Source organism: Butyrivibrio sp. INlla21 (assembly GCF_900116875.1).
GTDB lineage: Bacteria > Bacillota > Clostridia > Lachnospirales > Lachnospiraceae > Butyrivibrio.
This window is the reverse complement of sequence record NZ_FPCC01000010.1, coordinates 1-21,036: the sequence shown is the minus strand read 5'-3', so window position 1 is coordinate 21,036 and position 21,036 is coordinate 1. Positions and strand designations below refer to the sequence as shown.

The following is a 21,036-nucleotide window of genomic DNA, read 5'->3' as shown; positions in this document are numbered from 1 at the left end:
TTCTGTTTTACGTTATCGGGTTGAAGTGATAAAATTATGCTATATCAGACTTGAAAGGAGAACGTATGAAAATAGTAAAGGCTTATAATAGTGTAAGTTTGATCATCCGCATTTTGTGCGGTCTTGTTCTTGGAACAATTTTGGGGTTATTATTCAAGGATCTGGCAGTTATCACGCTGTTTGGAAAGATATTTGTAGGAGCACTTAAGGCGGTTGCTCCCGTACTTGTATTTGTGCTTGTTATTTCCGCGCTTGCGCAGGGAAACGATAAGCTCGACAGAAGATTTGTATCTGTAATTGTTTTGTATATGGTAAGCACGCTGCTTGCTTCTGTGGTAGCGGTTGTGGGAAGTTTTATTTTCCCTCAGACGATCATGTTAAGTGAAGCTGCTACAGCAGAGGCTGTTCCTACAGGTGTTGGAGAGGTGCTTTCAAACCTTCTTGTAAATATGGTGGCCAACCCTGTCGGAGCACTTCTTGAGGGTAGATATATAGGTATTTTGTTTTGGGCGGTTATATTGGGACTTGCTGCAAAGAAGGTCGCAAGCGACAGCACCAAGAAGGTACTTGAAGACTTCTCAAATATGGTATCTACAGCAGTTAAGTGGATAATCAATCTTGCACCTTTCGGAATCATGGGTCTTGTTTATGAGAACGTTTCGACCAACGGTCTTGCGATATTTACCGATTACGGCAAGCTTCTTGCACTTCTTGTAGGATGTATGCTTGTTGTGGCACTTGTTATCGATCCTCTTCTTGCAGCGATCACACTTAAGGTTAATCCTTATCCGCTTGTGTTCAGATGCCTCAGAGAATCTGGAGTAACAGCGTTCTTTACAAGAAGCTCCGCTGCCAACATACCTGTTAATATGGAGCTTTGCGAGAATCTAGGAATGGATAAAGAGATGTATGCCGTATCAATTCCTTTGGGAGCTACGATCAACATGGACGGAGCTGCGATCACAATCGCGGTAATGTCACTTGCGGCTGCCAATACGGTCGGTATTCATGTGTCATTTGCCACTGCGCTTGTACTTGCGTTTATCGCAACACTTGCTGCTTGCGGAGCATCGGGCGTTGCCGGCGGATCGCTTCTTCTTATCCCTATGGCATGTTCGCTCTTTGGAGTTAACCCCGATGTAGCGATGCAGGTTGTAGCGGTTGGCTTTATCATAGGTGTTGTTCAGGATTCTGTAGAAACAGCACTTAATTCATCGGGAGACGTAATGTTTGCCGCAACAGCTGAGTATGCTCAGTGGAAGAGAGAAGGCAAATCACTTCCGACTTTCCTTGGCGGAACAACAAAGGTTGATATCTGATAGAAAGCTTATTACCCGCAGCTATGCTGCGGGTTTTTTGCTGTAATGAGACATAATCTGCATTTTGTGGTAAAATTGCAAATTATTAGCAAATTCTTTTGACCTTTTCAATATGTCGGCATATAATATGTCACGGAAAATCATTTATGATTTATGTAGAAAAAGAGTATAGAAAGAATCTGTGGGAAAAATGGGAAAAGAAAAGCGTAAGATCACGATAGATCCGGTGTTATGCGTTGCATTCATTCTTGCCGTTATCTCGGCGTTTATAATAAAACCCGGAAAAGAGTATATCGGTTATATTGATTTTAGGTCTCTGGGTATATTGTGGGGACTAATGGTAGTCATTCAGGGACTTAAAGAAAATACGGTATTTGAGAAGATTGCGACAGCACTTCTTTCTAAGGTTAAAAACGGAAGACAACTGTCGGCGACTCTTGTTTTTCTTTGTTTTATAAGCAGCATGTTCATTACCAATGACGTTGCGCTGATAACTTTTGTTCCGTTTGCACTTATGATGCTAAGTAGCTGTAAGAGAGAAGACCTTACGATATGGGTTGTGATCTTACAGACTGTAGCGGCGAACCTCGGAAGTATGCTTACTCCTCTTGGCAATCCGCAGAATCTTTATTTGTACGGAGTAGCAGGCTTAAGTTTGCCGGGATTTTTATCCGTGACACTTCCGTATACCATACTTGCTTTTATACTTATAGCAATCGGAATAATTCTTTTGCCTAGGGGAAAAGAACCCATTGTACTTAGTGAAGAAGTCGGAACTGTGGGAAAATTCGGATCAAAGAGACAGATTGTTATTTATACGGTGCTTTTTGTATTGGCACTTATGACTGTTCTTGGATATCTTCCATGGTATATATCCGTTTCGGCAATCTTTATTGTCGTTCTCGGAATGGATTATAAGATCTTGTTCAGAGCGGATTATATCTTGCTTCTTACATTTATAGGATTTTTTATCTTTACAGGAAATCTTGGAAGAATACAACGTATTTCCGAGCTGCTTAAAGGTGTTGTCGGTGGCAGGGAATTCTTTATCTCTATAATCGCAAGTCAGGTTATAAGCAATGTTCCTGCTACATTCCTTCTTATCGGGTTTGCGTCCGATGTAAAAGAGATCATAGCAGGCGTGAACGTAGGGGGCCTCGGAACGCTTATTGCTTCCATGGCAAGTCTTATTTCGTACAAGAATTTTGCCAATGAGTATCCGGATAAAAAGGGTGCTTATTTGCTTAAATTTACTGTTATCAATATCATCATGCTTTTGTGCATGATACTGCTTCATCAGATTTTAGGAGGCTGATCAAATGGCACTTATTTCCATAAAAGATCTGACCCTTGGATATGACAGGATGATCGTTGCAGATGGGATTAGTTTTGAAGTCAACGAAGGCGATTATCTTTGCATAGTGGGAGAGAACGGTTCGGGTAAGAGTACTCTTATGAAGACTCTTTTACACCTTCAGGATCCTATGGGTGGCAAGATCACTATAGGTGACGGCCTAAAGGCGAACGAGATAGGTTATCTTCCTCAGCAGACTGTGGTGCAAAGAGATTTCCCCGCTTCGGTTTGGGAGATTGTTCTCTCCGGATGCCAGTCTCACATGGGAGCCAGATTTTTTTATACTAAAGAAGAAAAAAAGATCGCTTTGGAAAACATGGAACATATGGGCATCTTGGGCTTTAAGAAGAGATGCTACAGAGAGCTTTCGGGCGGACAGCAGCAGAGAGTCCTTCTTGCGAGAGCGCTTTGCGCTACGAGAAAGGTTCTTTTGCTGGATGAACCTGTTTCCGGACTTGATCCTAAGGTTACCGCTGAGATGTATGAGCTTATTAAAGAGCTTAACGACAGCGGTATCACAATAATCATGATATCCCATGATATCCATGCGGCTGCTAAGTATGCAAGCCATGTTCTGCATATAGGAAAAGAGGTTTTCTTCGGAACAAAAGAAGAATACGTAAACAGTGAAGAAGGAAAGTTTTTCCTTAGCAAAGAAGGAGGTGACTGGGCATGATGGATAAGCTTACATTATTTTTCAGCTATTCGTTTGTAAGATATGCGTTTATAGTCGGTATACTTATCGCTCTTTCAGCCTCACTCCTTGGAGTTACTTTAGTGCTTAAGCGTTTTTCGTATATTGGTGACGGCTTGTCACACGTTGCTTTCGGTGCGATGGCTGTTGCAAGCGTGCTTAAGCTGACTAATCAGACTTTGCTCATTCTTCCGGTGACCGTTATATGTGCGGTGTTACTCCTTAAAAACGGACAGAAAGCTATGATAAAAGGCGATGCGGCTATAGCGATGCTGTCAGTCGGAGCACTTGCTTTCGGTTATCTTCTTATGAACGTTTTTACAACGTCGGCCAATGTATCCGGAGATGTGTGCAGCACTTTGTTTGGATCTATGTCGATACTTACGCTTACCAAGAATGAAGTGATCATTTGTGCAATACTTTCAGTGATTGTTGTTGTGATGTTTATTTTTCTGTACAACAAGATCTTTGCGGTCACTTTCGATGAGGATTTTTCAAAAGCTACGGGAGTAAATGCAGATGGATATAATCTGTTGATAGCGATAATGATAGCAGTTATCATCGTTGTCTCAATGAACCTTGTGGGTTCACTTCTTATTTCGGCGCTGGTAATATTCCCTGCTATCTCTGCAATGAGACTGTTTAAAAGCTTTTTGGGCGTTACTGTTTTTGCAGCGGTATTGTCAGTGGTATGCGCTTTTTCCGGAATGATCTTTTCAGTCCTTGTGGGAACACCGGTAGGATCAACAATTGTTATCGCCGATGTTTGCGCATTCGCCATCACTTCCTTGATAGCAGCAATAAAAGGAGGTGCATGATGAGAGGAAAGCTTATTGCTACGGTGCTTGTTGTAGCACTGTGTCTTACGGGATGCGGTGATGTTGCGGGTACGAATTCAAGGAATAACGGTGGATCCAAAAGTGTAAATGATGTTTTGGAAGAACAGATGGCAAAAGAGGATGCATCCGGATCGAACGCAGACAATTCCGGTTCGTTCGATTCCGCTACCGGTTCCAATACCGCCGCTATCGGACCTGATACAGCGGTGTCTTCCGCAGCAACATCAATGCATACCGCAGAATATATGGATGATTTTGGGGACACGATCGATCTGACGGGTCAGTCTTCAACCATGACTTATTCAGTAGTTTTCAATATGGTTTTTTATCCGGAGAATTTTGTCGGAAAGACGATCAAGCTCGAAGGCCTTTTTTCGGAAATGTATGTCGAGTCTACAGACAAGCGTTATTTTACGTGCTTTGTACCTGACGCAGCAGCGTGCTGTGCGAAGGGAGTCGAATTTGAACCTACGGAAGAATATAAATACCCCGATGATTTTCCTAAAGTTGACGATGAGATCATAGTAGAGGGTGTTTTTGATACATATGATGACGACGGAGAGACGTACTGTACGCTCCGAAATGCTAAATTCACTAAGAAAAATGCTAATTAGCAGGGAGTGTCAAACTCTTAAAGCAATACCGAGTTCTTCGTGCATTCGTCTTTTGTTTTCATACATACGTTGATCCGCGAGAAGATAAACTTCGTGAGAATCTTTATCCGGACATTCATGCTTGTAAGCGTAGCCTGAGGCTACGCTTCTTTGATATTCCGGATAAAGTGCATTCATGACACTAAGAGCACTGTTCATTCTTCCGATAAGTGCTTCAATATCAAGATCCGAGGCATCTTCAATGATGACAAGGAATTCGTCTCCGCCGATTCTGGCGCAAAGACCAAGCTCTTCAAATGTATTTGTAAGAACTTTAGCAAAGTCTTTTATGTACTTATCACCTGAGAGGTGTCCGTATTTATCGTTAATAGGCTTAAGTCCGTTAAGATCGATACTGATTATGCAATAGTCGGTTTTTGCCTTATTAAGATCCATAAGAGCTTTATCGGACTTAGCTCTGTTGGATAGATTTGTAAGTCCGTCAGCATAGGCAAGGCGCGACAGTGATGCATACTCCTGCCTCTGCGCGAAAGTCTTTGTAATATACAAAAGATAATAAGCAATCTGGCAGATTACGAAGAAAAGACATCCGCCTGCAATGGTGACTTTTGCTGTAAGCGATGTTATCTGAGCTCTTTGCGGCCCCAAGATATATACGATCAGATGTATAAATTCGGCAATCGTAAAGATAAACAGACCGATCATCTGTATCATGCCTGCGGAAGAGATGTTTTTCTTACGTATGCTGTTGATCGTATAGTAGATTACAACAATAAAGCCCACAACACAGTCTACATGATACATAGGGAGAGTTGCCCTAAGGTGTATGTTGAAACTAAAGTGCAGGATAAACTGGAAGAAAGGGATCAAGCTGCTGATTATAAAGAATGCGAAAAACAGCTTTTTCTTTTCCGGCTTTTGTATGCAGTAAAGGATTATGTAGCAAAACGGGACTATAAGATACAAAGTAAAATATTCAATCTGCGTTTCGAGCGGAGCATAAACAAAAAGTGATAATACATTGTAATAACTAAGGAGCCATGCCCCCAAGTTGATACACATAAGTGATGAGTAGAGCTGGACTGCAATGTCGGGTATAGCCGTTACAAACAAAAGACTCAACATAAGGAACACGATACCGAAGACAAACAGCGCCATTCCGGCTGCAATAATAAATAGATGTGAGTTGATAAAGTTCATCCTAAGTTCCGGAGTTGAACCAAGTGACGGACCTTCAAGAACGGTAAATGCATCGTTTTCTTCTGCGAGCATTTTGAACGTGATCTGTTTTCCGGCATAATAATTGGGCAGGGTAATAAAATGCATCATTTTTCCGATGAATTTGTCTTCGCGGTACATAGTAAGACCGTATTTGTATATCAGTTCGCCGTCGATAAAGCATTCGAGCGTGGTATATCTGCTTCTGAATGAAATTGCGGGAAATGGTATTTTTCCGAGATCGGGAAGTGTTTTGGACATGAAGATAACATCACCGTGTTTAAGCTTTGAATCCATGACGGTGAATATTTCAGACATCTTAATGTTCTTATAATTTTCTGTGTTAATGGTAACGTCCCAGCCTTCATCCATAAACTCTATCGGGTAGTCGGGGTGAATTGCAAAGATATGGTGACAGAGTGAGAAGATAATTACCATTATGAGGATTGAAAGAAGAGTTGCGATAACGCGCTTTTTGGTCAGCATATCACACACCTCCCTTCAGAGCTGCATTCTTCATAAGATCGTCGTACAGACGACCCAGAGATTCGTTGTGATGAATTTTTTTCATGGTATACATGCGCTTATCGGCAAGAAGATATACTGACTGCGCATTTCCTGTAAGCTTCGGCTTAAGAGATTCGCTGCTTGCATAACCCCACGATGCTGAATAACGAAGAACGGGCTCATTTTCGTTTTTATCTATCATAAGATCGGTGAGAAGAGCCAGTCCGTTTTCTGTTCTGTTGTCATCGACATATGGAAGGATTACGATGAATTCATCTCCGCCCATTCTTCCGATGATGGCGGCGTCAAAAAAGCTCTGTCTGAGTAGATCCGCAAATCCGTTGAGTAGCTCATCTCCCGCTGCATGACCGTAGTTGTCGTTGGTGTATTTTAGATAATCAAGGTCAAAGCTGATTATCGTGTATTTTCCTTTTAGACCGGCAAGTGTCAGTTCACACTTGGTTCTGTTAAAAAGCCCGGTGAGAGCATCTGTGTAAGCGAGACCCTCGAGCTGTTTTTTCACCGTCTCTTCGCTTATGTATTCTATACAGTGATAGAAGTAATTAAGAAGAAGACAGATGGAAAAGAGAAGAGCGCCGACGGTCATAAAATCTATATCCGCGTTAATATCTTCCATACCAAAGTATTTGAAAACATTGTATTTTACGATGTCTATGATAGAGAACAAAAGAGTTACTATAAGTCCGAACAGGAGGACATTTGTGGACATAAATCTTTTGTGTAGATCTTCCTTGTTTGAGATGTATTTTTTGACCGTATTAACTATGAGTATTGATATTACAAGGACACCCTCGATAATAGAGAGGATGTGAAGCCAGGATACAAAAGCACAGATGTGACATATGTTCAATATGTGCATGATCGCCGTGCCGAAAACGAACATGGCGTTGAATATAAGAATAATATAGCCGAGATACTTTTGCTCAAGCTGATTGGCGGCAAGCACAAAAGCAAGTATCGTACCCGGTATCATAAACAGGGCAAGATATTCGATAAATGAAAAGATGCCCACTTTGTCTGAAATCTGGGAAAAGAGATCGTTAAAGCACAAAACGTAGATGCCCAGGATAAGAGTTACGAAGGCACTGAATATTATGCTGTAATCATGGAAGTTGTAGAAAATAATATAAGGAGCCAAGATCAACGTCAGGATACCGAAAACGATCATGAAAACACCGACAACAAGAGGGAGTCTGTGTTTTTGCAAAAGAAACATAGATATATCTTCGCAGTCACCCAAAGTAATGGGAGTAAAGCCTGAAAAGGCGTTATTCTCATAAGATTTGAAAACTATTCTGATTTCTTTTCCGGCGTAATTGTCGGGAAGAGGAACATAGTTTTGAACTTTTGGGATCATTTTATTTTTCTCGGCGTATTCTTTTCCGTAAGAATAGATCTTTTTTCCATCCACATAAACATCAACTGTGGAAAGAAAAGAGCGAAAATGAATGGTTGCCGGTTTAAGATCCAGATGGGGAAGAGTGTTTACCAGAGTGATGGTGTCATACTTGTTCATTATGTCAAAGCTTGTGGTTGATAGTTTGTCGACAGAATAGGTGGAATCCCCACGATGAATAGTCCAGCCTTCTTCAAGCTGAACTACGGGATGACGGTTTGGGGTATTGTATTTATCTCCGCCTAAGAAGATAACTGCGGCAGCCGTTATAGCGATCGCCAGGATCGAAAGTACAGCTGCCTGCATCCTTGTTCTTATTTTCAAAGACGCTCCTCCTATGCTATAAGTATAGCTCAAAAGAGAATGCTTTGACAGTATTTAGATAATAAAGAAATGATAATTAGAAATGTCCGTGACTTCCGCCGTGTGAATGACCTGAGCTTGAAGTGTGGATGGAGCTTCCGCCGCCTCCGTGACTTCTGCTTCCGCTTCCACTGTCGGTATTTCTCATGTGGCGAGAAACATGACTTCTGATAAATTGGTCTGTGTGCTTATTGACTATCAGTCCGTCATGCGATCTGTAATCATTGGCGGCAGGCTGTTTGTGCACGGTCTTTAATTGCGAAGCCATAGCCGCTATTGGGAAGATCGAAAGGATGGCACCTATTCCCAAGCTCATTAATAAAAATCTTATGTAATCGGCACGGGTGCGAGGAGCCTTGATCGAGCCGCTCTGCACATCATAAGGTGTTCCCTTTGCATAGAGATCCAGATAATAATCCGAGACTTCTATGTACTTACAGAATGCGCCGTGATAATCACCGTTTTTTAAATACGGGAGCATTTTGTCCATCATCACCTCTTGTCCGTAATCGGTGAAGGCATAGATGGCATCTCCGGAAGTACTTATAGCCCATTCTCTGTCAGACATACTGAGCATGAAAAGAGCACCGCTTTCGTTGTAGTCCGCGCCAAAGCCGTTGTAATCAAAATAATCATCGGCGAAATCCTGAATGGGGCCGGTGTGAGAAGGAGTTGTAAGGATACAGATATTACTTCCCCTGTTTTCACTCAGTGTGTCCAGCTTAGCCAGAATATCTTTTTCCTCATCGGGAGAAAGAAGATCGGCATTATCAAGAAGTCTTGGCTTTTGCCTTGAGCTCGGAACGTTGTAGCTGTCCCATAGATCCGATGAAGAAGCGCATACGGGTGCTACACATAAAAAGCTCAGAAAAGTCACCGACAATGCTGTTATAAGTAATTTTCTTAAGTGTATGTGTTTTCTCATATTGATAATTGTTCCGTTATCTATCAGAATACGAAAGCCATGAAGAAGAAAACGATCAATGAGGCAACAAGTGTTATAGGGATATAGTACTTAAGTGCCTGCGTCATGCTAAACGGAAGGTCTCCGACAAACTTGCCGTTTTGTCCGTTCATGGCGAAGATAAAGTTCTTGTCATTCCATGTGGTGCTAAGCATATAAACAGGATAGAGCGCATATTTGTGCGACGATGTAACGGTTCCGAAGTTCTCTGAAAGAGTTCTTACGGAAGCATAGCCTGACACCGTACGTCTGAAATCTGCCGCTGTTGTGGCATCCATTCTTTTAAATGCATGTGGTTGACATTCCAAGGCATCAACATTGTATTTATTGGCAAAAAAGCCGGCGAGATAGCCCATGTTGAAAGGAACCATTTTGTTGTAATCAAACGGTTCAAGCGATTCCATAAGATCATCGGGCATTTCTCTGGATCCGTCAGCGGGGACTCTTTCAAAAGATTCCGTACCTGCTCTGAATACGCTGTAGTACTTGGTTTCCCTATAGTTATAGATTGCATCGCTCCAAGTTCTTACTTTGGTAGCCTCATATTCTCCCATAAAGCTTTCTTTTGCATCAAAAAGCCAAAAGGGTACATATACACCCTTTATCTCATCAATGTGATTCTTTTCAAGGAAAACCTTGGGAACAAGCTTTTTTGATTTAACGTACTTGGTGTAAGTAGCGATGGCATCGTCCTTGGTCTTCTGAAAAGGTATGATGTAGTCAGGCTTGAATTCACCGGTGAACTTTTCTTTTACAACGATATTGTTGTTACAGAAGGGACATTTGGTTGATCCAAGAGACTCTGTTGCAAGTATCTCACCTCCGCAGGAACCGCAAGAGTATATATACATGGGTTCGCTTGAAGCATTGGCCTGTCCGGAAGAAGAGTCGTCGACAGCTTCTCCCTGTGAGGATGAGTTATGGTTGGCAACATAGTCTTTTACATCAAATTCCGAATCACAATATGGGCATTTGAGCTTTTGTGTATGCGGATTAAATTCCATTGCCCCGCCACAGGCGGGGCACTCATATTCTTGTAAAGCCATATTATCCTCTATGATCAGTTGGCGGGTCTGGGTGATCCGCAGTTAGGGCAGAAGTTACCTGTGTTAACGTTACCGCATGAGCATGTCCATGTTCCGGCGTTCTGCTGGGGAGCTGCCTGAGCGGCGCCCATGTTAAACAACTGATTGGGGTTCATTCCGCCTGCCTGCTGAGCCATGTTCATTCCGGCGAAGGCCATCATGGGACCAGCTGAAGTGTTCTTGGCTGCATCCTGCATAGCCTGAGCCTGTGCGCTTGCAAGCGTAGCTGCTGCCATATTGGGATTGCGAAGAGCGCCTGCTTTCTGGAGCTCTTTGATAGTCTTTTCGTCTTTTTCGTCAGCTACTACAGAGCTTACACCGAAGCTTGAGATCTTGATTCCGTAGAAGTCATCCCATTTATCGGAAAGAACTTCGTTTAATGCATTGGCAATTTCGTTTGTGTGTCCGGGAAGAGCGCTGTAACGGATTCCCATCTCGGATATCTTTGCAAATGCAGGCTGAAGAGCTGTAAGGAGCTCGCTCTTAAGCTGAGATTCGATCTGATCTTTTTTGAAATCTCCCGATACATTTCCGCAGATGTTCTTGTAGAAAAGCACGGGATCGATGACACGGTAGCTGAACTCGCCGTGACACTTGATGCTTACATCCATATCAAGGCCGATGTTTGTATCAACTACGCGGAAAGGAATCGGATTAACCGTTCCGTACTTGTTTCCGAGAATCTCTTTTGTATTTATGAAATAAACTCTCTGATCCTTGGCTGCGTCGCCGCCGAAACCGAGTCTTTTGCCGAACTGCTTAAAGCTGTTAACGATAGCTTCTCCCAGGTCTCCGTAGAAGATAGAAGGTTCGCTTGATGTGTCATAAACGAATTCTCCTGCTTCTGCGCAGATCTCCGTGATCTGTCCCTGATCCACAAGGATCATGCACTGACCTTCGTTGACTGCAATGATCGAACCGTCAGAGATGACATTATCATTGCCTTTCTTATTTGATCCTCTGCCTGCCTTCTTCTCGCCCTTTGTAAGAAGAGTGTCATTTGAAAGTGCAGGACAGTAAAAGTATTCCCTCCATTGATCTGCGAGCACGCTTCCGCCTGCTGCCATTGCTGCTTGAATAAGCCCCATAACTATCTCCTTTCATAACCTAAAAAAATTGGTCAAACTTTAAATAAACTAGGTAATATCTATTTTCGCACATTTGTATCTAAAAAACCATAACGGGGCAAAAATTTCCGACCTTTGTGATATCATTATGTTTAGTGGGTGGAGATGTCGTGAAAAAGATAAAAATAAAGATAAATTACAAAGGAAAAATTCATAATATAGAGACCGTCAGAGGTAAGCTTCTTAGGGATGTTCTGGAGGCGGAAGGAATCTCTTATCTTTTCCCGTGCGGAGGAAACGGAAGGTGCGGGAAATGCAAGGTGAGGTTTGTGACGGGAGCGCCGAGACTAACGTCTGCGGACAGTACTTATATTTCGGAAAAAAAGCTTTCGGATGGCTATAGGCTTCTATGCAGGTGTGTGCTTGACGGAGACTGCGAAGTAAACGTTCCGGGCGGCGTAGATGAAGAAAGTATAGTGGCGCAGAACGTTGATGCCGGAGTATTCAGCGCTTCTGATGGCAAAAATAAATACGGAATTGCCGTTGATATCGGAACTACAACAATCGCGGCGGCACTTCTTGGAATAGCAGGGAACGGCGAGACCACTGTTATTAAGACAGGATCGACGATCAATCATCAGAGGCAGTATGGGGACGATGTGATATCAAGAATTGCTTACGCTTCCGATGAAGCGGGGCTTAAAAAGCTAAATGAGATCGTCACGGCTGATGTGAAAGAGCTTGTAAATGAACTTAGAAAAGACATTGATCAAAATGTTGATCTGCTTGTTGTAGCGGGTAACACGACTATGCTTCATATATTCAGAAACATAAGCGTGGAGAGTCTTGGAAGATACCCATATAAGACAACGAATCTTAAGATCGAGCAATGTGATTTTTATGGTATAAAAACAGTTTTGATGCCTGGATTTACGGCATTTGTAGGGGCCGATATTCTATCCGGCGTATATTATACGGAGCTGATCAAGAAGGGTGAAAAGAGGCTTCTTCTGGATCTTGGTACCAACGGTGAGATGGCTTATTATGACGGAAGTAAGCTTAAGATATGCTCAACGGCGGCAGGTCCCGTGTTTGAGGGTGGAACAATCGAGTGCGGAGTAGCTTCAGTTCCGGGTGCGATATCGCATATTAAGATCAGTGACGATCTTAAAACAAGCTATGAAACCATAGGAGACAAGGCTCCGATAGGTCTTTGCGGAACCGGAGTTATGGAGGCTGTGGCGGAGCTTGTAAGAGTAGGTGTGATATCATCGGATGGTCTTCTTTCAGATGAGTTTTTTGAAGATGGTTTTTCTTTTACAAAAGACGGAAAGGTAAGGCTCACGCAGGGAGATATAAGAAATATTCAACTTGCGAAGGCTGCCGTTAACTCCGGAATAAGGCAGCTTCTTGACGGAGAGGTGCCTGATAAAGTCTTTATTTCAGGGGGCTTTGGAACCAATATTGATTACGAAGCAATAACACCGCTTAAGATGTTTCCCGGTTCGATCAGAGGGAACTGCGAAGGCGTAGGAAATACATCTCTTAAGGGGGCGCTTAAATTTCTTTCGGCTGCGCTTTACGAAGAGAAAAATGAAGCGGAAGAGACAGCTCTTTTGACAGAGATAAAAGATTCTGCAAGCGAACTGATCCTTGCAAATAAAGATGATTTTGATGATACTTTTGTGGAAGCGATGAATTTTTGATCTCGGAGGTTTATTATGATAGATGACAGATGGGTGTTTTATAAGGATGTTGATGCGCAGGATATGGGCGGCGGAGTTACAAGACGCGTGCTTGCCTACAGCAAAGACCTTATGTGCGTCGAGAATTCTTTTGAAAAGGGAGCGATAGGCGCATTGCACCATCATCCGCATACGCAGATAACTTATGTTGTGAGCGGCGAGTTTGAATTTGAGATTGACGGTGTCAGGAAGGTTGTAAGAGCGGGAGACAGCATGCTCAAGACAAATGATGTGGTGCATGGTTGTGTCTGCCTGGAAAAAGGAGTTCTTCTTGATATCTTTAATCCAATGAGAGAGGATTTTGTATGATCTGTGATACTTGTGCCAATTATGTTTATGACGAGGATTGGGAATGCTATACCTGCATGGTAAATATGGACGAGGATGACTACGCAAGATTTATGAGCGGCGGAGCAAAAGAGTGTCCGTATTATCAGGACGATGATGAATACAAGGTTGTAAGGCACCAGATGTAAGGGGATGGGTATGAAGATAGTATTAAAGCACCTCACCAAGAAATTTCCGAACAGAAACAAGAAGATAAAAGATGAGGTCATTGCGGTAAATGATTTTGATTTTGAAATAGAGGGCGGTAAGCTTATAGGCCTTTTGGGACCTTCGGGCTGCGGCAAGAGTACTGCGCTCAATCTTATCTGCGGTCTTGAGAAGCCTACAGAGGGACAGATATTTTTTGACGATATCGATGTTACAAATCTTCCTCCCGAAAACAGGGGAGTGGGACTTGTATTCCAGAACTATGCGCTTTATCCGCATCTTACGGTGCGCGAGAATATAAGATTTCCGCTTGAGAATCTACGCGGTAAAGACAAGCTTTCCAAGGAAGAAATGGAAAAAAGAGTGCAGGAGGCGGCTGCTCTTGTGCAGATAACGGAGCTTCTGGACAGGAGACCTTCCGAGATGTCGGGTGGTCAGCAGCAGAGAGTTGCGATAGCAAGAGCCCTTGTTAAGATGCCGAGAGTTCTTTTGCTTGATGAGCCTTTATCCAATCTTGATGCAAGACTTCGTCTTCAGACCAGGGAGGAGCTTAAGAGGATTCAGGTGGAGACCGGCATTACGACGGTTTTTGTAACTCACGATCAGGAAGAAGCGATGAGTATTTCCGACACTATCGTAGTTATGAAAGACGGAGTGCTTCAGCAGATGGGTAAGCCGCAGGAAATATACGATGAGCCTGTGAATCTTTTTGTTGCCAAGTTTCTTGGAACGCCGCAGATCAATGTATTTGAAGGTAAAGTAGAAGGCGGCAAGGTCCATATAGATGATAAGGCCGTTCTTGATGCGGCGGGTGTCAGTGACAGGGAAGTTTATGTTGCGATAAGACCGGAAGGCTTTATTGTGGACAAAAACGGTGCTCTTACCTGCAAGTTTATAAACAGAGAAGTAATGGGCAGAGATACCAGCGTTGTTGCATTACATGATAAGTTTTTGGGAGATAACATCAGAGCGATCATTCCATCCGAAGAGGCGGTAGACCATGAGGACGGAACGGTATCGTTTTCTTTAAAACCATTTAAAGTGCGCCTTTTTGACAAGGCTACCGAGGAGAGGATAAAGCTATGAAAAAGAATCTGACCGCATGGCTGTGTCTTCTTCCGGCTTTGCTATTTCTTTTGATATTTATGGTATATCCGCTTGTTGATGTACTTATTTACTCCTTCGAAGAGGGGTATAATTTTGCATCCGGAAAATTCTGGGGAACGGGTTTTTACAACTATTCCTATGTTCTTCACGATCCTTATTTTATTCAGGCGCTGAAAAATACTTTTATAATTGTAATTATCACGGTTCCCTTATCTACGGGAATCGCTCTTTTGATCTCTCTTGAGCTAAGCTCGATCAAGGTTTTGAGAGATTTTTTCCAGACGGTTTACTTTCTTCCGTATGTCACCAACACGTTGGCGGTCGGTCTTGTTTTCATGATCCTGTTCAAAAAAACAGCATACTCGGACGGGCTTATTTCGCTGCTGATTCAGTTCTTCGGAGGTCCGTCTGTTGATTTTATCTCGGGTCCGTACTGGGCTAAGATGTTTGTTATGTGCTTCTATACGATATGGATCGTGCTTCCGTTTAAGATACTTATTCTTACGGCTGCGCTTGCATCGGTCAATCCGATGTACTACAAGGCTGCGCAGGTTGACGCAACGCCAAAGTGGAGAGTGTTCTACAAGATCACACTTCCAATGATATCGCCTATGGTCTTTTATCTGGTGATCACCGGATTTATCGGGGCGTTCAAAGCATACAGCGATGAGGTCGCTCTTTTCGGAACGGATCTTAATGCTGCGGGAATGAACACGATAGTGGGCTATGTCTATGACATGCTCTACGGAAACAGCGGAGGATATCCTTCCTATGCATCTGCGGCAGCACTCATTCTTTTTACAATAGTATTTACGATAACTACCATAAATCTGATGGTCAGCAAAAAGACGGTTTATTACAGCTGATCGTCTGAAAGGTTTTAAAGGTATTATATGAACGAATCGGAGAATAGAAAAATTGAAATAAGGTCAGCCGTGCAAAAGAGACTGGGAAAGATCGGAACGCATCTTTTTCTGTCTCTTTGGGGAATTATTGTCCTTTTTCCGTTTTATTGGATGATCCTTACTTCGGTAAAAAGCTACGGTTCATACAATTCCGAGTATGTCCCTAAGTTTTTTACTTTAGCGCCCACTATGGATAACTATATAACGGCATTTACCGCTGTTCCGCTTGCAAGGTATTTTTTCAATACATTTGTATTTACGGTGGTCACAACGGCGATAATGATGTTTGTTGTTATCCTTTCGGCGTTTGCGTTTGCAAGGCTTGATTTTAAGGGAAAAGATATTTTGTTTTCGATGTTTCTTTCTCTTATGATGATCCCCAATGAGCTTGTTATCATCACGAATTTCGTTACGATCACAAACCTTGATCTCAGAAATACATTCCTTGGACTTATACTTCCTTCCGTAACTTCGGTCTTCTATATTTATCTGTTAAAAGAGAATTTTGAGCAGATTCCCGAGGAATTATATAAGGCGGCCAAGGTCGACGGAACTTCCGATTTCAGATATCTTTGGAAGGTCATGCTTCCTATATCCAAACCTACGATAATTACCATAATTATATTAAAGGTCATTGAGTGCTGGAATTCGTATGTCTGGCCGAGACTTATAACCGATGATTCCAATTATTTCCTTGTTTCCAACGGTATTCAGGAGATCAGAGAGAACGGATTCGGAAGAGAGAATGTTCCCGCTATGATGGCGGCGGTTGTTGTTATCTCGGTTCCCTTGGTTGTACTTTTTTTGATCTTCAGACGCAAGATCATGGCAGGCGTTGCAAGGGGCGGAACAAAGGGCTGAGATAACCCGGCGAGGATAAAGATGAAAGTATTAAAGAAGATAATTACATTCATATGCATATCGGTGCTTCTGACAGGTTGCCACGGAGCAAGGGAATCTGCGGAATTTGATATTCCCGGTGAACTTGATGAATCCAAAAAGATAGAGCTTACCTTTTGGGCCAAGAACGACACCAATGTAAATCAGACAAGAATATATTCGAAAGCGATCGATGACTTTGAAAAACTATATCCGAATATAACCGTAAATGTCAGATTTTATACCGACTACGGCAAGATATATAACGATGTCATCACCAATATTTCAACGGGAACAACTCCGAATGTATGCATTACATATCCGGATCACATTGCGACGTATCTGACCGGTAACAACACGGTACTTTCTTTGGATGAGCTTTTTGAGGATGAGAAATACGGACTTGGCGGTTCGGAGCTTAAGTTTGACTCGCCCAAAAAAGAGGAGATAGTTCCTGAGTTTCTTTCCGAGTGTATGATAGGTGATAAGCATTACGCCATTCCGTATATGAGATCTACCGAAGCCTGCTATGTAAATGAGACATATGTGAAGAAGCTTGGATACGAGCTTCCCGAAACTCTTACATGGGATTTTGTGTGGGAGGTTTCCGAGGCAGCTATGGAGAAGAACGCAGACGGAACGTTTGCGGTCAATGGGCAGCAGGTTATGATCCCGTTTATCTATAAGTCTACGGATAACATGATGATACAGAGTCTTAAGCAGCTTGGCGCCGGATATTCGGATACAGACGGCAATATCCTTCTTTTTAACGATGACACAAAAGAGGTTCTTAAGACTATCGCCGGCCACGTAAAAACCGGTGCTTTTTCAACCTTTAAGGTATCAGGTTATCCCGCTAATTTCCTAAATGCGGGACAGTGTATCTTTGCGGTCGATTCAACGGCGGGAGCTTCCTGGATGGGATCCGATGCGCCGCTTGTTGATATCGCAAAAGAAAAGATGGTCGATTTTGATACAAGGGTAATGACAATCCCGCAGTATGATCCCGAGAATCCATGTATGATCTCACAGGGACCTTCTATATGCGTATTTAACAAGCAGGATCCACAGGTTGTTCTGGCATCGTGGATCTTTGCACAATATCTTTTGACCAATGATGTTCAGATAGCTTATTCCAAAACGGAGGGCTATGTACCTGTTACGAGCAAGGCTCAGAATGCTCCTGAATATAAAGATTATCTTGGTAAAAAAGGTAGCGACAACAATGAGCATTACAAAGTTAAGATAGATGCTGCGGAGCTTTTGATGGCCAATACGGGAAATACCTTTGTGACGCCTGTTTTTAACGGATCGGCTTCTGTGCGAGATGCTTCGGGACAGCTTATCGAGAACGTGGTTAAGTCCGTAAGGCGTAAAAAGACAGTGGATGATGCCTATATTGATGGGCTCTACAAGGATGTAAGATCTTTGTATCATCTTGACCGGGGAGCGGGTGGAGAAAGTCTCGGAGGAAAAGCCGAACTCGGAAAACTTCCGGCCGCTTCGGTAATTCTTTTGACCGCTATTGTTCTTGCTTGGGTGATGATCGGTGGATATGCCGTTTTTGACAAGGTTTCTTCACGGAAAAAGAAATAACGGATATATGCAAGGTTGTTACTTAAATAAGTGTTTTTATTTTTTATATAATCTAGTATAATTTCATTGTTTGAAAGACACGGCGTGACGCAACACAGATGAGCGCATGCACGAACAGGGAGGAATATTATGAAAAAAACATTGGCACTTGTTTTGGTAATGGGTCTGGCTGTTTCAATGATCGGATGCACGCCCAAGAAGGCAGAGCAGACAGCAGAGACCGCCGGCGAAGCCGCTTCTGAGGCAGTAGAGGCTGCAAGCGAAGCAGTATCTGTAGTAACGGAAACTTTTGAGGATGTTAAGTCGGAAGGCGTTATGACATACGCAGAGTATGCCGCAGCCGAAATTGACAGTGAAGTTGTTGTTGAGACTTATGTACAGGCCAAGCAGTCATGGTGGGAAGATAAGGCAACTGTTTATACACAGGATCAGGACGGCGCTTATTTCCTTTATGAGATGGCTTGCTCCGAGGAGGATTATGCTAAGCTTACTCCCGGAACCAAGATCAAGGTTACAGGTTACAAGTCAGAGTGGGAAGGCGAAGTTGAGATCTCAGACGCAACATTCGAGATCGAGGAAGGAAGCTATATTGCTCCCGCGCAGGATGTAACAGCACTTCTCGGAACAGATGAGCTTATTGAAAATCAGAACAAGTTCGTTGCATTTAAGGGAATGACGGTTGAGGCTTCAACTGATGCAAACGGCAACGAGGTTGCTTATCTTTATAAGTGGGACGGCTCAGGTGAGCAGGGTGATGATCTTTACTTCAATGTTTCAATTGACGGAAAGACATACAATTTCACGGTTGAGTCTTACCTTTGCGACAAGGATTCAGATGTATACAAGGCTGTAGAAGGTCTTGAGATCGGACAGACAGTAGATCTTGAAGGATTCCTTTACTGGTATCAGGGAGTTAACCCTCATATCACAAAGGTAATCGTGAAGTAATAGACGGAGATATTATGCAGGGACCCAAGATTACAAAAGAATGTGTAGAGCTTGTCACTGACAAAAAGTTCTTACGAGTATTTGATCTAAAGCACACAGAGGGAAAACATTATTATGACGCGACCAGAAGATCGCAGGACAATCTGGTTGCTACCAAGACAGAGGAAGAGTTTAAGTCGATGCTTCCCGATGCGGTCAGCTGCGTGGTTATATGCAATAAAACAGGCGAAGAGCCGAAGCTTCTTTTGTCATATGAATACAGATATCCTACGGGAAGATTTCTTTTGAGCGTGCCCGCAGGACTTCTTGATCCCGAAGACGCTAATGCGAAGGAACCGATCCTTACTACCGCGATAAGGGAGATTCATGAAGAGACGGGAATTGTTGTTGACGAGAATAAGGATGAGCTTAAGGTTATAAATCCGCTTCTTTTCAGCACGCCCGGTATGACGGATGAGAGCAATGCTCTTGTGTGCGTTGTGCTTAACGATCATGATCTTTCGGGTCTTACGCAGGACGGAGCCGAGGGGCAGGAATGCTTTGACGGGTTCTCTCTTATAACCAAAGACGAAGCGAAGAAGATACTTAAGGACGGAGTCGACAACAGAGGGCATTTTTATTCTGTATATACTTGGGCGGCGCTTATGTATTTTTCGCTTGATATGTGGAAATAATAGGATTAAACATTATAAGAATTGAGGTGCAAAAAATTGTACTTCAATTCTTATTTTTTTCTGATAATTGCCGATATATTATTTAGAAACGAAAAGGCAGGGAAGCCATGTGCATTTTTTCGGGAAGCCGAAGGAAAATGCACTTGCAAGAGTAATCTTGAGAAATGGAGGGAACCATGAGTAATATATCTGAAGTATCGGCAGGAATAGCCGGAACGTATGACGCTGCGCAGGCAGCAAAGACTGAGAAGTCTACCGGAAATTACGGAAAGACCATCGGTAAGGCAAAACTCTCTGAAGAGGGCGCGAAGTACTACGAAGAGCTTAAAAAGAAATTCTCCGGAATGGATTTTGTTCTCGTAAGTAAGGATATGAAAGACTATGCCAAGCAGAATGCAAGCTCTTTCGGAAACGCCAACAGGATGGTTGTCCTTATCGATGAGGAAAAGATAGAGAGAATGGCGACGGATGAAGAATACCGCGCCAAGTATGAAGGTCTCATTGCCAATGCTCAGAGTAAGATGCCTGAGCTCAAGTCCATCATGGAGAACAAGAGCAATGTAAAGACCATCGGAATACAGGTTGAAGACAACGGAACAGCATCTTTCTTTGCGGTAATGCGTAAGTCTTCACAGGAGATGACAGAGAAGCTGGCAGAGAAAAGAGCTGAGAAGAAGGCTGAAGAAAAGGCTGAGGCCAAGAAGGAAGCCAAGAAAGAGCAGGCTGAAAAGCTTCAGGAAAAAGCTGCGGAAAGTGCCGTTGAAGATGAGGAGGATTATGTAATCCTTATGGCGAGTTCGGTGGAAGAGCTCGTAAAGAAGATAGATGATTACAATTTCAACATGAGGGCAGACACAGTACAGACGCCTTATGAGAAGACCATAGGACAGACAATAGATTATAAGGGATGATCCCGATATGATAAAGAAAACGCCTCGGCATAAAGCCGGGGCGTTCAGACTGTAGACAAAGTCCACGGCAAATGCTGTGGATTTTTCTTTTAAAAAGTGTCACAAGCCCTGTATTTATCTGGGATTGAGGCACTTTTTATGGTATAATAAAAGTATCAAAGTTGTGGATGGGGATAGCCTTTATGATGACTTCTAATACCGAAAGAAAGCGTGAACAGATGCAGTTTGTGAGCATGGATGATCTGGTACCTCAGGATCACATGCTCAGGCTTATTGATAAAGCAATTGACTGGTCATTCATATATGACCTTGTTGAAGATAAGTATTCATCAGAT

Annotated in this window: 20 protein-coding genes and 1 pseudogene; 16 read left to right on the top strand and 5 right to left on the bottom strand. The window is 42.9% G+C overall.

Going from position 1 to position 21,036, the window contains the following annotated elements; all coding sequences use genetic code 11:
• Positions 1 to 65: 65 nt before the first annotated feature.
• From sstT to BM377_RS07390, 5 genes are all read left to right on the top strand, one after another.
• Complete coding sequence (sstT, locus tag BM377_RS07410) at positions 66 to 1,319, top strand: serine/threonine transporter SstT (protein ID WP_092246081.1); 1,254 nt, start codon at positions 66 to 68, stop codon at positions 1,317 to 1,319.
• A 190-nt stretch (positions 1,320 to 1,509) separates the two neighbouring features.
• Positions 1,510 to 2,634, top strand: coding sequence for an SLC13 family permease (locus BM377_RS07405; RefSeq protein WP_092246399.1), 1,125 nt, complete (start codon positions 1,510 to 1,512; stop codon positions 2,632 to 2,634).
• Between the two features lie 4 nt (positions 2,635 to 2,638).
• Positions 2,639 to 3,349, top strand: coding sequence for a metal ABC transporter ATP-binding protein (locus BM377_RS07400; RefSeq protein WP_092246079.1), 711 nt, complete (start codon positions 2,639 to 2,641; stop codon positions 3,347 to 3,349).
• On the top strand, positions 3,346 to 4,185 hold the full coding sequence (locus tag BM377_RS07395) for a metal ABC transporter permease (RefSeq protein ID WP_092246076.1): 840 nt from the start codon (positions 3,346 to 3,348) through the stop codon (positions 4,183 to 4,185). The genes BM377_RS07400 and BM377_RS07395 overlap by 4 nt, the downstream gene beginning before the upstream one ends.
• Positions 4,185 to 4,820: a hypothetical protein gene (locus BM377_RS07390; protein WP_092246073.1), complete on the top strand. Its 636-nt coding sequence runs from the start codon at positions 4,185 to 4,187 to the stop codon at positions 4,818 to 4,820. Before BM377_RS07395 ends, BM377_RS07390 begins: the two co-directional genes overlap by 1 nt.
• Before the next feature lie 9 nt (positions 4,821 to 4,829).
• On the opposite strand, the gene BM377_RS07385 is transcribed toward BM377_RS07390, so the two are convergent.
• The 5 genes from BM377_RS07385 to BM377_RS07365 form a co-directional block, all read right to left on the bottom strand.
• The gene (locus BM377_RS07385) at positions 4,830 to 6,524 is read right to left on the bottom strand and encodes a GGDEF domain-containing protein (RefSeq protein ID WP_092246070.1); all 1,695 of its coding nucleotides are present in this window, start codon (positions 6,522 to 6,524) and stop codon (positions 4,830 to 4,832) included.
• A gap of 1 nt (position 6,525) precedes the next feature.
• Positions 6,526 to 8,286 carry a GGDEF domain-containing protein gene (locus tag BM377_RS07380; protein ID WP_092246067.1) on the bottom strand — a complete coding sequence of 587 codons (1,761 nt, stop codon included), beginning with the start codon at positions 8,284 to 8,286 and terminating at the stop codon, positions 6,526 to 6,528.
• Positions 8,287 to 8,362: 76 nt separating this feature from the next.
• The gene (locus BM377_RS07375; protein ID WP_092246064.1) at positions 8,363 to 9,250 is read right to left on the bottom strand and encodes a TPM domain-containing protein; all 888 of its coding nucleotides are present in this window, start codon (positions 9,248 to 9,250) and stop codon (positions 8,363 to 8,365) included.
• Between the two features lie 23 nt (positions 9,251 to 9,273).
• Positions 9,274 to 10,335: a TFIIB-type zinc ribbon-containing protein gene (locus BM377_RS07370; RefSeq protein WP_092246061.1), complete on the bottom strand. Its 1,062-nt coding sequence runs from the start codon at positions 10,333 to 10,335 to the stop codon at positions 9,274 to 9,276.
• A 14-nt stretch (positions 10,336 to 10,349) separates the two neighbouring features.
• Complete coding sequence (locus BM377_RS07365; RefSeq protein ID WP_092246058.1) at positions 10,350 to 11,462, bottom strand: SPFH domain-containing protein; 1,113 nt, start codon at positions 11,460 to 11,462, stop codon at positions 10,350 to 10,352.
• Between the two features lie 149 nt (positions 11,463 to 11,611).
• Here BM377_RS07365 and BM377_RS07360 point away from each other — a divergent pair, with 149 nt between their 5' ends.
• From BM377_RS07360 to BM377_RS16140, 11 genes and pseudogenes are all read left to right on the top strand, one after another.
• Positions 11,612 to 13,147, top strand: coding sequence for an ASKHA domain-containing protein (locus tag BM377_RS07360; protein ID WP_143104483.1), 1,536 nt, complete (start codon positions 11,612 to 11,614; stop codon positions 13,145 to 13,147).
• Between the two features lie 15 nt (positions 13,148 to 13,162).
• Positions 13,163 to 13,495 carry a cupin domain-containing protein gene (locus tag BM377_RS07355; protein ID WP_092246052.1) on the top strand — a complete coding sequence of 111 codons (333 nt, stop codon included), beginning with the start codon at positions 13,163 to 13,165 and terminating at the stop codon, positions 13,493 to 13,495.
• Positions 13,492 to 13,662 (top strand): DUF6472 family protein, encoded by a 171-nt coding sequence (locus BM377_RS16335; protein WP_177223827.1) that lies wholly within the window; start codon positions 13,492 to 13,494, stop codon positions 13,660 to 13,662. The genes BM377_RS07355 and BM377_RS16335 overlap by 4 nt, the downstream gene beginning before the upstream one ends.
• A gap of 10 nt (positions 13,663 to 13,672) precedes the next feature.
• Positions 13,673 to 14,767, top strand: a complete 1,095-nt coding sequence (locus BM377_RS07350) for an ABC transporter ATP-binding protein (protein WP_092246049.1) — start codon at positions 13,673 to 13,675, stop codon at positions 14,765 to 14,767.
• A complete protein-coding gene (locus BM377_RS07345) occupies positions 14,764 to 15,654 on the top strand; it encodes a carbohydrate ABC transporter permease (RefSeq protein ID WP_092246046.1) in 891 nt (296 codons plus the stop codon). Before BM377_RS07350 ends, BM377_RS07345 begins: the two co-directional genes overlap by 4 nt.
• Before the next feature lie 69 nt (positions 15,655 to 15,723).
• Positions 15,724 to 16,554, top strand: coding sequence for a carbohydrate ABC transporter permease (locus BM377_RS07340; RefSeq protein WP_330392960.1), 831 nt, complete (start codon positions 15,724 to 15,726; stop codon positions 16,552 to 16,554).
• Between the two features lie 21 nt (positions 16,555 to 16,575).
• Complete coding sequence (locus BM377_RS07335; protein WP_092246039.1) at positions 16,576 to 18,168, top strand: ABC transporter substrate-binding protein; 1,593 nt, start codon at positions 16,576 to 16,578, stop codon at positions 18,166 to 18,168.
• Positions 18,169 to 18,297: 129 nt separating this feature from the next.
• Positions 18,298 to 19,116, top strand: a complete 819-nt coding sequence (locus BM377_RS07330; protein ID WP_092246036.1) for a hypothetical protein — start codon at positions 18,298 to 18,300, stop codon at positions 19,114 to 19,116.
• 14 nt (positions 19,117 to 19,130) lie between these two features.
• On the top strand, positions 19,131 to 19,790 hold the full coding sequence (locus BM377_RS07325; RefSeq protein ID WP_092246032.1) for an NUDIX hydrolase: 660 nt from the start codon (positions 19,131 to 19,133) through the stop codon (positions 19,788 to 19,790).
• 176 nt (positions 19,791 to 19,966) lie between these two features.
• The gene (locus tag BM377_RS07320; RefSeq protein ID WP_242948118.1) at positions 19,967 to 20,701 is read left to right on the top strand and encodes a DUF6033 family protein; all 735 of its coding nucleotides are present in this window, start codon (positions 19,967 to 19,969) and stop codon (positions 20,699 to 20,701) included.
• A gap of 182 nt (positions 20,702 to 20,883) precedes the next feature.
• Positions 20,884 to 21,036 (top strand): annotated as a pseudogene (locus BM377_RS16140) (IS5/IS1182 family transposase); the annotation flags it as partial.

Coding starts and splice junctions, on each gene's coding strand:
- BM377_RS07320 (WP_242948118.1), top strand. CDS start 19,967: ATGAGTAATATATCTGAAGTATCGGCAGGAATAGCCGGAACGTATGAC.
- BM377_RS07395 (WP_092246076.1), top strand. CDS start 3,346: ATGATGGATAAGCTTACATTATTTTTCAGCTATTCGTTTGTAAGATAT.
- BM377_RS07330 (WP_092246036.1), top strand. CDS start 18,298: ATGAAAAAAACATTGGCACTTGTTTTGGTAATGGGTCTGGCTGTTTCA.
- BM377_RS07355 (WP_092246052.1), top strand. CDS start 13,163: ATGATAGATGACAGATGGGTGTTTTATAAGGATGTTGATGCGCAGGAT.
- BM377_RS07370 (WP_092246061.1), bottom strand. CDS start 10,335: ATGGCTTTACAAGAATATGAGTGCCCCGCCTGTGGCGGGGCAATGGAA.
- BM377_RS07400 (WP_092246079.1), top strand. CDS start 2,639: ATGGCACTTATTTCCATAAAAGATCTGACCCTTGGATATGACAGGATG.
- BM377_RS07405 (WP_092246399.1), top strand. CDS start 1,510: ATGGGAAAAGAAAAGCGTAAGATCACGATAGATCCGGTGTTATGCGTT.
- BM377_RS07375 (WP_092246064.1), bottom strand. CDS start 9,250: ATGAGAAAACACATACACTTAAGAAAATTACTTATAACAGCATTGTCG.
- BM377_RS07350 (WP_092246049.1), top strand. CDS start 13,673: ATGAAGATAGTATTAAAGCACCTCACCAAGAAATTTCCGAACAGAAAC.
- BM377_RS07345 (WP_092246046.1), top strand. CDS start 14,764: ATGAAAAAGAATCTGACCGCATGGCTGTGTCTTCTTCCGGCTTTGCTA.
- BM377_RS07385 (WP_092246070.1), bottom strand. CDS start 6,524: ATGCTGACCAAAAAGCGCGTTATCGCAACTCTTCTTTCAATCCTCATA.
- BM377_RS07365 (WP_092246058.1), bottom strand. CDS start 11,462: ATGGGGCTTATTCAAGCAGCAATGGCAGCAGGCGGAAGCGTGCTCGCA.
- BM377_RS07335 (WP_092246039.1), top strand. CDS start 16,576: ATGAAAGTATTAAAGAAGATAATTACATTCATATGCATATCGGTGCTT.
- BM377_RS07390 (WP_092246073.1), top strand. CDS start 4,185: ATGAGAGGAAAGCTTATTGCTACGGTGCTTGTTGTAGCACTGTGTCTT.
- sstT (WP_092246081.1), top strand. CDS start 66: ATGAAAATAGTAAAGGCTTATAATAGTGTAAGTTTGATCATCCGCATT.
- BM377_RS07325 (WP_092246032.1), top strand. CDS start 19,131: ATGCAGGGACCCAAGATTACAAAAGAATGTGTAGAGCTTGTCACTGAC.
- BM377_RS16335 (WP_177223827.1), top strand. CDS start 13,492: ATGATCTGTGATACTTGTGCCAATTATGTTTATGACGAGGATTGGGAA.